At 36.7% G+C, this 11,985-nt stretch carries 12 protein-coding genes; 2 read left to right on the plus strand and 10 right to left on the minus strand.

All coding sequences use genetic code 11. The annotated features are described in order from the left end of the window. Positions 1-9: 9 nt before the first annotated feature. Positions 10-1,152, plus strand: coding sequence for a molecular chaperone DnaJ (gene dnaJ / locus CYP54_RS04460; protein ID WP_103604351.1), 1,143 nt, complete (start codon positions 10-12; stop codon positions 1,150-1,152). 647 nt (positions 1,153-1,799) lie between these two features. Here the strand turns inward: dnaJ and pyk are convergent. Further along, positions 1,800-3,251: a pyruvate kinase gene (gene pyk, locus CYP54_RS04465; protein ID WP_103604352.1), complete on the minus strand. Its 1,452-nt coding sequence runs from the start codon at positions 3,249-3,251 to the stop codon at positions 1,800-1,802. Positions 3,252-3,341: 90 nt separating this feature from the next. Between pyk and CYP54_RS04470 the strand changes: the two genes are divergently transcribed. After that, positions 3,342-4,397, plus strand: coding sequence for a TRAP transporter substrate-binding protein (locus CYP54_RS04470; protein ID WP_021091622.1), 1,056 nt, complete (start codon positions 3,342-3,344; stop codon positions 4,395-4,397). Between the two features lie 121 nt (positions 4,398-4,518). On the opposite strand, the gene CYP54_RS04475 is transcribed toward CYP54_RS04470, so the two are convergent. The 9 genes from CYP54_RS04475 to gatC are packed head-to-tail and all read right to left on the minus strand — an operon-like array spanning position 4,519 to position 11,976. Continuing rightward, positions 4,519-5,307 (minus strand): shikimate dehydrogenase, encoded by a 789-nt coding sequence (locus CYP54_RS04475; RefSeq protein ID WP_103604353.1) that lies wholly within the window; start codon positions 5,305-5,307, stop codon positions 4,519-4,521. Beyond that, positions 5,304-6,149, minus strand: coding sequence for an SPOR domain-containing protein (locus CYP54_RS04480; protein ID WP_103604354.1), 846 nt, complete (start codon positions 6,147-6,149; stop codon positions 5,304-5,306). The genes CYP54_RS04475 and CYP54_RS04480 overlap by 4 nt, the downstream gene beginning before the upstream one ends. Positions 6,150-6,162: 13 nt before the next feature. After that, on the minus strand, positions 6,163-6,705 hold the full coding sequence (locus tag CYP54_RS04485; RefSeq protein ID WP_087584142.1) for a DUF1882 domain-containing protein: 543 nt from the start codon (positions 6,703-6,705) through the stop codon (positions 6,163-6,165). Continuing rightward, entirely contained in the window at positions 6,705-7,949 is a 1,245-nt protein-coding gene (glyA, locus tag CYP54_RS04490; RefSeq protein ID WP_103604355.1) for a serine hydroxymethyltransferase, read from the minus strand. The genes CYP54_RS04485 and glyA overlap by 1 nt, the downstream gene beginning before the upstream one ends. Next, positions 7,946-9,454 (minus strand): lysine--tRNA ligase, encoded by a 1,509-nt coding sequence (gene lysS / locus CYP54_RS04495; protein WP_223155254.1) that lies wholly within the window; start codon positions 9,452-9,454, stop codon positions 7,946-7,948. Before lysS ends, glyA begins: the two co-directional genes overlap by 4 nt. 4 nt (positions 9,455-9,458) lie before the next feature. Then, entirely contained in the window at positions 9,459-9,926 is a 468-nt protein-coding gene (locus CYP54_RS04500) for a Fur family transcriptional regulator (protein WP_021091630.1), read from the minus strand. 1 nt (position 9,927) lies between these two features. Continuing rightward, the gene (locus CYP54_RS04505; protein ID WP_054197121.1) at positions 9,928-10,539 is read right to left on the minus strand and encodes a CvpA family protein; all 612 of its coding nucleotides are present in this window, start codon (positions 10,537-10,539) and stop codon (positions 9,928-9,930) included. Beyond that, positions 10,539-11,678, minus strand: a complete 1,140-nt coding sequence (locus CYP54_RS04510) for a type IV pilus twitching motility protein PilT (RefSeq protein WP_103604357.1) — start codon at positions 11,676-11,678, stop codon at positions 10,539-10,541. The genes CYP54_RS04505 and CYP54_RS04510 overlap by 1 nt, the downstream gene beginning before the upstream one ends. Before the next feature lie 10 nt (positions 11,679-11,688). Then, entirely contained in the window at positions 11,689-11,976 is a 288-nt protein-coding gene (gatC, locus tag CYP54_RS04515; protein ID WP_072594515.1) for an Asp-tRNA(Asn)/Glu-tRNA(Gln) amidotransferase subunit GatC, read from the minus strand. Positions 11,977-11,985 lie beyond the last annotated feature (9 nt).

Consider the following 11,985-nt stretch of genomic DNA (forward strand, 5'->3'; position numbering starts at 1 on the left):
AGGAAAAATGTGGAATTTGACTATTACGAAATCCTTGAAATTTCAAGAAATGCAAGCGGAGATGAGATCAAAAAAGCCTTTAGAAGACTTGCTTTAAAATATCACCCAGATAGAAATTCTGGCGACAAAGAGGCTGAACTAAAATTTAAACAAATAAATGAAGCTTATCAAGTTTTAAGTGACGAGCAAAAACGCTCTATCTACGACAGATACGGCAAAGAAGGCCTTGAGGGTCGATTTGGTAGCGGTGGCGGATTTAGTGCCGATTTTGATCTTTCAGATATTTTTGACTCATTTTTTGGTGGCGGTTTTGCAAGTAGTTCTAGGCAGAGAAAAAGATACTCTGAAAAATACTCAGCCGATCTTGAAATTCCTATAAATTTGGAGTTTAACGAAGCTATTTTTGGTTGTGAAAAAGAGATAAAATTTGATCAAAAAGTGCCTTGCCCAACATGCAATGCAACTGGCAGTAAAGACGGCAAAAGTAAGACTTGCCAGCACTGTGGCGGAAGTGGCAGGATAACACGCGGAAATGGCTTTATGAATATCGTCCAAGAGTGTCCATATTGTCACGGAAGCGGTGAAGTAATAAGCGAACCATGCCCCGATTGTAACGCGAAAGCTTATAAAATCCAGCAACAAACTGTAAAGATTACCATCCCTGAAGGCGTTGATAGCGGCATGAGAATGAGAGTCGCTGGTAAAGGAAATATCGGTACAAACGGCGTTCAAGGCGATCTTTATGTAAGCATAAACGTAAAAGAAGATAAGCATTTCATTCGCCACAACGACGATGTTTATCTAGAAATTCCTGTCTTTTTCACGCAAGCTATACTTGGCGAAAGTATAAAAATTCCAACTCTTCGAGGAGAAACTGAGCTAAAACTACCTGTTGGAGCAAAAGATAAGCAGCAATTTATCTTTGAAAATGAAGGTATTAAAAGCGTAAATTCGCGTAAAAAAGGTAGGCTCGTAGCACAAATTTCTATTCAAACGCCTGAAAAACTAAGCGATGAGCAAAAAGAGCTTTTAAATAAGCTTCAAGCTAGCTTTGGTATAGAATCGGGCAAATCAAATACTGATGAAAGCGTCTTTGATAAGATAAAAAGCTGGTTTAAAGGCGATGAGCCAAAAAGCAAAAAGAAAAAATAAATTTAGATTTGTGGCGTTAAATTTCGCGTCACAAATTCTTTCAAAATAAATTTTATATATCCTAATTTTTACAAGTAAATTTCATACAAATTTTAAAATTTCATGAGCGAGTAATTTCAGCTCTAAAATTTGAGCTAAGCGGTAAGTGAAGCCAAATTTTAGCAGTCAATTCTTACGAGTGAGTGAAAGTTTTAAAATTTGCAAAGCAATCTAGTTAAATTTAAATGTTTGTTTCTTTTGTTAAGGGGGAAGAGGCTTAAATTACGAAGTCGCTCCCTTCCCCCTCAACAATCCCCTAACCACGACGACGTTAGAAGTGGCATACCTCAGTACTAACGCACTGCATGCGTTATATTAAATTTCCAGCAAATTATAAAATTTATTATCGAGCATACCACAGCTCTAAATTTAGTGCCAAACGAAGTGTGGCCTAAATTTAAATTTAGTAGTCTACTAAGGCGAGTGAGTAAGATTTTAAAATTTGCAAAATTGCTTTGTTATATTAAGTAGGCATCAGGCAAATTTTAAAATTTCATGAGCGAATAATTTCGGCTCTAAAATTTAAGCCAAGCAAAAAGCAAGAACGAATCTTAGCAGTCAATTCTTACGAGCAAGCAAAATTTTAAAATTTGCAAGAGAGTATAAATTTACTCAGTTGCAAGCTCCAAATAATAGTCGAGCTGATCGCGTCTGATGATACGTATAAGGTTCGTGCTACCCTCAACGCCCGTAGGGTGACCTGCGGTTACTAGATAAGTCTTGTCGTGTTCAACATATCCCTCTTCATACGCCTTTTTCATGACATTTGCCAAAAGTGAGCTAAGCTTTGTTTTTTCTAGTACAAGCGCTGGTGTAACACCCCAAGCAAGGGTAAGCATATGTGCTGTTTGCTCATCGTGAGCTACTGCGATGATGTCGATATTTGTGCGGTTTCTAGCTAATTTTATAGCCGATTTTCCTGAGCCAGTGATCGAGATTAATGCATCTGCCTTTATGCGAACAGCAAGAGATGTGGCGCTACTTGCCACCATATCAGTCTCGTCAAAAAAGTCAAACTCATCAAATTTATTATATGGATAGATGCTTTGAGTTTGGATAATCGTTTTACTCATCGCCTCTACGACTGCGACTGGGTTTTTACCTATCGCACTCTCCTCACTTAGCATAACAGCATCAGTACCGTCTAATACAGCGTTTGCTACGTCACTGATCTCCGCTCTTGTGGCAGTCTCATGCTCTGCCATGCTTAGCATCATCTGAGTTGCTGTGATGACTGGCTTGCTTGCTGCATTTGCCTTTTTGATGATGAGCTTTTGAATGGTTGGAACCTTATAAAATGGCACTTCTATGCCAAGATCGCCACGAGCTACCATGATACCATCACTCTTTGCGATGATATCGTCTATATTTTCAACCGCATCAAATTTCTCGATCTTCGATAAAACAGCAGCTCTTGAGCCAAATTCTTTTAAGATATTTTTTGCCTTTATTACGTCATTTGCATCTTGCACGAAGCTAATAGCAACAAAATTTACACCATGCTTTGCGCCAAATTTCATATCTTCTTTATCTTTTTGTGTGATGATCTCTATACCAAGGGCTGTATTTGGGAAATTTACGCCTTTATTTGAGTTTAAAATTCCATCATTTTCAATGATAGTTTTTACTACTTCTTTGCCTTCACTAATGACCTTTGCTCTTATAGAGCCATCATAGAGATAGACATACTCGCCAACCTTTAGCATAGGCAAAATTTGAGGCTGGTTTAGGCTTACTTTATAAATTCCTTTTTCCACTTTTTCACCGATGATCTCATCAGCATGGATACTAAGTTCATCACCGGCCTTTAGATAAAATGGCTCACTAAGCTTGCCAACTCTGATCTTTGGGCCGCAGATATCTTGTAAAATTCCTATTCTTTTATTTAGCTTTTTTTCGATATTTCTTATCTTGTCAATGTTTGATTTATGGTATTCGTGTGTCCCATGGCTAAAATTTAAACGAAAGACATTCACACCTGCTTTTACCATCGCTTCCATTGTCTCTTCATTATCACTTGCTGGCCCCAAAGTAGCTACGATTTTCGTCTTTTTTATCATTTTATGCCCCATAAATTTGATTTTTGCGATTATAACACATTTTAATAATGTAATTTTTTGTATAATAGTCAAAATTTTAAAGGAGAAGATATGAATAAATTTTTATTAGCGTCTCTTGGTCTAGCAGCTGTTGCTTGCGTTGCTATGGGAGATGATAAAGTTTATAAGCTAAAGCTTGCTAGCTCATGGGAGAGTACTATGCCGGTGCTTGGTGATGTACCAAAAGAGCTAAAGGATAAAGTTGAAAAGATGAGTAATGGTAGACTTGAGCTAAGGATTGATTATCCATCAAAGCATAAATCGCCTTTTGCGATGCTTGATTTTGCTAAAAGCGGTCAGTACGACATTACCTACACAAGTAGCTATTATTATAAAGGCAAAGATGCTAAAACTATATTTTTTACAGCAACTCCATTTATGATGAATACTGATGAGCAAACAGCTTGGTATGAATTTGGCGGTGGTAAGGAGCTTGAGGCAAAAGTTTACGATCCATACAATATCAAAATTTTTAGAGCTGGAAATACCGGCATGCAAATGGGTGGCTGGTTTAAAAAAGAGATCAAATCATTAGATGATATCAAAGGCTTAAAGATAAGAATTCCGGGATTTGGTGGTGAAATTTACGCTAAACTTGGCGCTAACATCAATACTATCCCAACTGGTGAGCTTTACATGGCTCTTGAGATGGGAACGATCGACTCAGTCGAATGGGTTAGCCCAGCTTATGACATGGCGCTTGGCTTTCACAAAGTGGCAAAATACTACTACACAGGCTGGCAAGAGCCAAACGGTGAAACTCAATTTTTCTTTAATAAAAAATCATACGAAAAACTTCCAGATGACCTAAAAGCGATCTTTGAAGCAGCTGCAGCAGAAGTAGCAAGAGACGCAAATACAAAAGTATTTTATTCAAATGTCGAGTACTGGGATAAAATGAAAAGCGAGTATCCAGACATCCAAGTAAAATCTTTCCCACCAGAAGTAATCGCAGCTCTTAAAAAAGCCACAAATGAGCTTCTTGATGAAGAGAGTGCTAAAGATCCGTTATTTAAAGAGATCGTTGAGTCTCAAAGAGCTTTCCTTAAAAAAGCAAGAGAATGGACTAAAATTTCAGACTACGCTTATATCAAAACAAACGAATAGTAAAATTTAGCAGGGATTTTCCCTGCTTTTTATATTTATTCTAATTACTTTCAATAAAAATTTTAATCAAAACGTTTTTATACAAGCCATAAATTTTTACAAAAATAAATACTGGCGGCTATTATAGATAGAAAATTTCTCTCATTGAGTGCTCGATCTTTGACTCATCGAGTGTATTGTTAAAAAATAAATTTAGTGCTAGAACTGCTTGATATAAAAGCATATCGGCCCCATCTTTTACACTAAGGCCGCTTTGCTTGGCCATTTCTAAAAATGGTGTTTGCTTACCATAAATCACATCAAATGCGAATTTAGCATCTTTAAAAATGCTTTTTAAAATTTCTTTAGGTGCCGGTAAAAAATCATCCTTTAAACCAGCAGAGGTCGAGTTAATGACTAGATCAAATTTTTGCTCTTCGTAGTTATCCCAGCTAAAGCATTTGTACTCATCTTTAAATTTCTCAAGCCTATCTTTGCTTCTATTTAGTATGCAAACATCAACGTCTTGTTCTTTTAATGCATAAGTTATAGCATTTGCGGTACCGCCAGCTCCAAGGATAATAGCTTTTTTTATATCTTTAAAATTTTTTATTGCTTTTAAAAATCCAGGCGCATCCGTGTTATATGCATAAATTTTATCATTTTTAAGCACAAGAGTATTTGCAGAGCCTATTTTGCGTGCTATATCCGAAGCTTCATCGGCTAAATTTAAAGCCCACTCTTTATGTGGAAGTGTTACGTTTGCACCGTTTAATTTTAAGGATTTAAATTTATTGATTAATTCACTGCCATCTTTTAGTAAGACTCTTGTGTAAAGTGCTTTTAAGCCCAGGTCTGCAATGGCTTTATTGTGCAGCCTCGGAGATACCGAGTGAGCTATTGGATCTCCAAAGACTGCGAATGTTTTCATTTTGCTCTAAAGATAAAAGCGTCTTTATTGATATCTTTTCTAATATCGCCTACTACTTTTTGAAGCGTTTTTTCATCAAATGGACCAACTAAAATTTTAGTCAGTTCACCAACTTTTATAGTTTTGTAGCTATATCCCTTGGCAGCGATCTTCTTCATATATTCAGCATTTGGATTAAATTTACTAGTCACAAACACTTGAACGTAAGAGCCTTTTGTGGCAGGTTCACTTTTAGCTACTTCAGCTTTTTTATCCGTTTTTTCTATTTTGGTTTCAGCCTTTTTTTCAACCTTTTTATCTACTTTATTTTCAGTCTTAGCTGGTTTTGCCTCGCTCTTTTTATCAGTAGTTGTTACTTTTTCGACTTTTTTAACTGGAGTATCCACCTTTGTCTCAGCTTTTTTTACTGGTATTTCTGCAGGCTTTTCGATAGGCTTAACTATCTCTTTTGGCTCTTCAGTTTTAGAAACAGGCTTATTGTTTTCTTTATCCTTTAGCTTTTTGATCATATCTTCAAATTCATCTTGTTGCTTATTTTCAGGCACGATCGGTACTTGCTCAAAGAGCTGTGTATCGCCTTTTTTATTGTCTGAATTTGTATCAGCTATCGGAGCTTGTCTATCTACTGGCTGCTCGGCTGGTACTGGAGGAAGCACTAGTCTTGAATCAGCTTCATTTTGCGCTTGTGAAGGATCGCTTGAATTTACTAGCTTCATAGCCACTACAATGATCAAAAAAAGTATAATAAGAGCTGCTATAAATATAAGAAGTTTTTTTAGCTTCAATCCTTTTGCGTCATCATCTCTTTCTAAAAGAATATCTTTTAACTCATCGTTTTCCACTTTTTATCCTTAATTACATATATTTTGACCAACTTGCCCCACGCTCTTTTTGATAGAGTTTATAAGGTAAAGTTAGTATGTTAAATTCTTTTGGCATATCGATATTTGGAAACATCCTCCACTCTTTAGGTAGCTTCTGTGAAAGCTTGGCGTTGAGCACGTTTGCCAGCTGACAAGCCTCATTTAGCGTAGTGTGACCTTTATGCACATAAAGATGCAGATGTCCTGGCGTCTTACTCTCGTAGGCTGTAAAATTTATAAAGCCCTCTTCTCTTAGAAGAAGCTGTGCTTTATGCCAAAATCTATCTGGGGTTCTGCCGTTATAGTCAAAGACTATATTTTCAACTTTATCATTTGCATTTATTAAAGAGTGTGCGATAACAGCTTTGCCCTCTTCATGCTCTTTCATAATATTATAGGTCAGTGGCTCATTTATCTTTTCAAATTTATCAAAGAAAATTTTACCTCTGTATTCTATTTTATTAACGATCGTATCACGCTTGATATAGTAGTGAGTTGTAATAATCTTTATAAGTGCCGTATCAATACTTTGCATCAAAATGTCGCTTTATCATAGATTATAAATTTATGAGCAAGTTCAACTAGCTCAGCTTTTGTCTTCTCTTGCAAAGATGTGTTGTTTATATCGCTTAATACGTCAGCTATTTTGTTTGCTATTAGTTCAAACTCAGCCTCTTTCATGCCACGAGCCGTAAGTGCAGGACTACCAACACGTATACCACTTGTGATAAATGGGCTTCTTGTCTCGCCTGGAACCGTATTTTTATTTACTGTTATTCCGGCATTTCCAAGAGCGATGTCAGCGTCTTTACCGCTAAATTCGCGGTTTAAAAAGCTCATTAAAATTAGGTGGTTATCAGTGCCACCACTCACTAGGTCAAAGCCTCTTTTTATTAGCACTTCACCTAATTTTTTAGCATTTGCTTTTACTTGTTTAGCATAAATTTTCCACTCAGGGCTAAGGTTATGCTTAAAGCCAACTGCCTTTGCTGCGATGACATGAACTAGTGGTCCGCCCTGAATGCCTGGAAAAATAGAGGCATTTATCTTCTTAGCATACTCTTCGTTATTTGTCATAATGATACCGCCTCTTGGGCCTCTTAATGTTTTATGCGTAGTTGAACTTACAATGTCGCAGTATGGGAAAGGACTTTGATGCTCACCAGCAACAACAAGACCAGCAATGTGAGCAACATCTGCAAAAAGTATCGCCCCAACAGCGTCAGCTATCTCACGAAATTTTTTAAACTCAATCTCTCTTGTATATGCACTTGCGCCACAAACGATCATTTTTGGTTTTACTATCTTTGCAATATCCATGACTCTATCGTAGTTTATGCGACCGTCAAGCTCTACGCCATAGAAAAAGCTCTCATACATCTTGCCAGAGCTGCTGACCTTTGCGCCGTGAGTTAGGTGTCCGCCGTGGCTTAGATCCATGCCTAAAATTTTATCACCTGGATTAAGTAAAGCGCCGTAAACGCCTTGGTTCGCCTGAGAGCCAGAGTTTGGTTGAACGTTTGCAAATTCACATCCGAAAAGCTCTTTACATCTATTGATCGCTATTTGCTCGATCTCATCGACAAATTCGCAGCCACCATAATATCTCTTGCCAGGATAGCCTTCAGCGTATTTATTTGTTAGGATTGAGCCCATTACTTCCATAACTTCTGGATATGTAAAATTTTCACTAGCGATCATCTCAAGGTGGTCGCACTGGCGTTTTAACTCTAAATTTACTAGATCGTAAATGTCCTTATCATAGCTTTGCAAACTCATTTTTCATTCTCCTTTATCTCATTTTTAAGTGGCCTCATCGCTGGGAAGAGCACAACGTCGCGAATTGATTTTTTATCCGTTAAAAGCATAACAAGCCTATCGATGCCTATACCCTCACCTGCAACTGGTGGCATGCCGTATCCTAGGGCTTTTACATAGTCCTCATCCATCTCATGCGCCTCGTCATCGCCTGCATTTTTAGCATCGATTTGCGCTTTAAAGCGGTTGTATTGATCGATTGGATCGTTTAGCTCGTTAAAGCCATTTGCTAGCTCGCGACCAGCGATAAATAGCTCAAATCTCTCAGCCACATCAGGGTTCGCGTCACTTCTTCTTGAAAGTGGGCTGATCGAAATCGGATAATCAATAACAAATGTTGGGTGTATAAGCTTACTCTCTACGTAGTTATCAAATAACTCAGCCTGCAAGTGACCAAGATCAAGCTTCTCATTTGCTTCAAGGCCATCAGCTCTTAGTTTTGCTAAAATTTTATCTTTATCGTTTATGATATTATCATCTAGTCCGCCGATCTCAACGAGAGCTTTTTTGTAGCTTATTCGCTTAAATGGCTTACTAAAATCAATCTCCATGCCGTCAAAATTTATAACTTTTTCCATATCCAGCTTGTCCAAAATGACATTAAAAAGATCCTCTGTGATACCCATTAAATCGTGGTAGTTGTGGTATGCCCAGTAAAACTCTATACTTGTAAACTCAGGGTTGTGAGTAAGATCCATTCCTTCGTTTCTAAAATTTCTATTCATCTCATAAACAGCCTCAAAGCCACCTACTATAAGGCGTTTGAGGTATAGCTCAGGTGCGATCCTTAGATATCTCTCGACTCCAAGAGCATTATGAAAAGTGATAAATGGCTTGGCGTTTGCACCACCTGCTATTGGGTGTAGCATTGGTGTTTCAACTTCTAAAAAGCCTTTTTCTTCAAAAAATCTTCTAATCGTACTAATAATCACTGAGCGTCTTTTAAAATCTGCCCTAACTTCAGGGTTCATTATCATATCAAGATATCTTTGGCGATATCTTGTCTCAACATCAACTAAACCATGATACTTCTCAGGAAGTGGGCTTATCGACTTTGAAGCAAGGCTAAGCTCGCTTACATGCATAGAAAATTCACCAGTTCTTGTTATAAATGCATAACCTCTGACATAGACGATATCGCCTATCTCTACGTATTTTTTAACGATTTTAAACCACTCTGGATCAAGCGTTTTATTACTAAAGTAAATTTGTAAATTTCCATCTTCATCTTCGATATTTGCAAAGACCGCTTTTCCAGCATCACGAATTAGTTTTATTCTACCTGCAAGACCCACTAGCTGACCTTCGGCCTTTTTCTCTTCTGTATCATTAATGTAGTTAAATTTTAGTCTAAATTTAGAGATATTCATATCTCTTCTAAGAAAATGCGGATATGGATTAATGCCTAAATTTCTTAGCTCGTCTATGCTTTGTAGTCGTTGAATCTCATGTTGGTTGTCAAATATCACCTTACTTTCCCTTTATATTATTTTTTGAGCATTTTTCACAAATTCCATAAAGCTGCATCATATGACCAGTTAGTTTAAAACCATGATCTTTTGCGATACTGATTTGTCTTTTTTCTATCATTGGATCTTCAAATTCTATGATAAGGCCGCACTTTCTGCATATCATATGGTCGTGATGTGGCTTTGTGGCAAGCTCAAATTTTTTACCTTGTGAACCAAAGCTGATTGATGTCACCATCTCTGATTCTTCAAGTAGATTTAGTGTTCTATAAACAGTTGCGATACCAATATTTAGCTCAGGGTGCGTTTCTTTTATAAAAAGATAAAGTCTTTCTGGAGTAAAGTGTTCACCATTGTTGTATAGCGTTTTTAGTAAAATTTCACGCTGTTTCGTGTATTTTAAACCATTGTCGCGAAGCACTCTTTTGAATTTCTCAAGCAACGCATCATATTCTAAATTTTCTATCATCTTATTCCCCTTTTGTGATATTAGAGTCGGTATTTACACTAGCATTTGCATCCATTGAGATAAATGCATCAGTTTTATTTGTATCCATTGGTCTTGCCACTATCTCATCTAACTCACTTTTGATATTTTTCACATCAAGATTTGTTATCCACTTGCCAGTTTCTATCAAAACCGGATAGACTTTACTGTTCGCAAAATAAGGAGCAATTATATTATTTAGCGAAGTGCCAGATATTACAGCAACTACTGCCGAAAATGTTAAGAAAATTTTTCCACTTCCCATAACAAATCCACCAAGTCTATCCAAAAAACCAAGTCCGCTTACTGAAACTATTTTTGATAAAAATTTACCAACTAGCAAGCAAACTATCCAAAAAACTAACCAAAGAGAGATAAATGCAACAAACTGTAAAAATGAAGGATTTTCAAATTTATATATATTTTTAGTTATAAACTCACCAGATAGATCTGAAAATCTACTAGCTATAATTAAGCCGCCGATAAGTCCGATAAGTCCGAAAGCTTCTTTGATAAGTCCATTTAATATGCCTTTTATGCCAAGCATCAAGACAAGAGCAATAATAATAATATCAAACCACGTTACTAAATCCATTATATAGTTCCTATTAAATTTTGAAGTTCTTGCTGACTAGTTGAATAAGCTAGCGCATTTTCTTTTGTAATCTTACCCTCTTTTAGTACTTTCATCAAAGCCTGAGTCTGCGTGCTCATGCCAGTTTGTTGTTGATTTAGCTGCATCTGAGAGTAAATTTGATGTATTTTATTTTCACGTATCAAGTTTGAGATAGCCATATTGTTTATTAAAATTTCATGCACAGCGCACCTTCCACCGCCTATTTTTGGGATCAGACTTTGTGAAACGACAGCAGTTAGCGAAACGCTAAGCATATTTCTTACTTGTAATTGCTCACTTCCATCGAAACTATCAACGATCCTATTTATAGTTTGAATGGCTGAATTTGTGTGAAGCGTACCAAAGACTAAGTGTCCGGTCTCAGCCGCCGTAATAGCCGTTGAAATCGTCTCTCTATCTCTCATCTCGCCTACAAGTATGATATCTGGATCTTCACGAACCGCAGATTTTAGAGCCCTTGAATAAGAAGTTGCGTCAGTGCCGATATTTCTATGAGAAAATAGAGCTTTTTTATTGTTATGCACAAACTCGACTGGATCCTCAATTGTAATAATATGCTTTCTATAATTTAAATTTATCTCATTAAGCATAGCTGCAAGAGTTGTTGATTTACCACTTCCTGTCGGTCCGGTAACCAAAATAAGGCCTTTTTCACGCTTAATAATATGTTTAAAAATTTGTGGGGCATTTAACTCATCAAGAGATGGGATATTGATTGGGATTATACGAAAAGCAGCAGCTAAATCACCATTCATGGTATAGTAATAGTTGCCACGAAAGCGACCAATATCTGGAAGCTCGATCGCAAAGTCAAGCTCTTTATTATTCTCAAGTTCACTTTTTTGTTCATCAGTAATCAAAGCAAAACATAAATTCTCTATATCCTTGCCACTTAATATGCCAAAATCAATGGGCTTTAAAGCACCGTCTACTCTTATTTGCGGCTCAGATCTTGAAACAAGGTGAAGATCGCTTGCCTTATCACTTACAACAGTTTTTAAAAGTGTTTTTATACCGCTAGCAAGATTATTAAGGCTATTATCTTCTGGTATTTTTACACTTAAATTCTTTGCCTGAAGCTGTTCGATTAGATCCATATCTTTACCATTATTCTATTATTTTTGGTACAGCAAAAAAATGCCCTTCACGTGAAGGAGCGTATTTCAAGATCGTATCAATCACATCACTTGGCCTTGGCTCATCTTCTCTTAAAGGTGTGCCACCTTTTATAGAGCTAACTACAGCTTCATCGCTGCTTAGATCAAGTTCGTTTAAAATATCAACAAAAGATACAATCTCGCTTAGTTGTTTTTTTACTTCTTCTCTTTTTTCATCACTGATTTGTAAGGCAGAAAGTTTTTCTAATTTATTTAAAAGAGTATCATCTATTTGCATTATATAAGT

Origin of the sequence: Campylobacter concisus (assembly GCF_002914005.1) — a bacterium.
In the GTDB taxonomy this organism is placed as follows: domain Bacteria; phylum Campylobacterota; class Campylobacteria; order Campylobacterales; family Campylobacteraceae; genus Campylobacter_A; species Campylobacter_A concisus_N.

What these genes read in the sequence shown, in the direction of transcription:
- CYP54_RS04505 (WP_054197121.1), bottom strand. Translation starts at nt 10,539, where the DNA reads ATGGATTTAGTAACGTGGTTTGATATTATTATTATTGCTCTTGTCTTG.
- CYP54_RS04510 (WP_103604357.1), bottom strand. Translation starts at nt 11,678, where the DNA reads ATGGATCTAATCGAACAGCTTCAGGCAAAGAATTTAAGTGTAAAAATA.
- glyA (WP_103604355.1), bottom strand. Translation starts at nt 7,949, where the DNA reads ATGAGTTTGCAAAGCTATGATAAGGACATTTACGATCTAGTAAATTTA.
- gatC (WP_072594515.1), bottom strand. Translation starts at nt 11,976, where the DNA reads ATGCAAATAGATGATACTCTTTTAAATAAATTAGAAAAACTTTCTGCC.
- pyk (WP_103604352.1), bottom strand. Translation starts at nt 3,251, where the DNA reads ATGATAAAAAAGACGAAAATCGTAGCTACTTTGGGGCCAGCAAGTGAT.
- CYP54_RS04500 (WP_021091630.1), bottom strand. Translation starts at nt 9,926, where the DNA reads ATGATAGAAAATTTAGAATATGATGCGTTGCTTGAGAAATTCAAAAGA.
- CYP54_RS04485 (WP_087584142.1), bottom strand. Translation starts at nt 6,705, where the DNA reads ATGCAAAGTATTGATACGGCACTTATAAAGATTATTACAACTCACTAC.
- CYP54_RS04470 (WP_021091622.1), top strand. Translation starts at nt 3,342, where the DNA reads ATGAATAAATTTTTATTAGCGTCTCTTGGTCTAGCAGCTGTTGCTTGC.
- CYP54_RS04475 (WP_103604353.1), bottom strand. Translation starts at nt 5,307, where the DNA reads ATGAAAACATTCGCAGTCTTTGGAGATCCAATAGCTCACTCGGTATCT.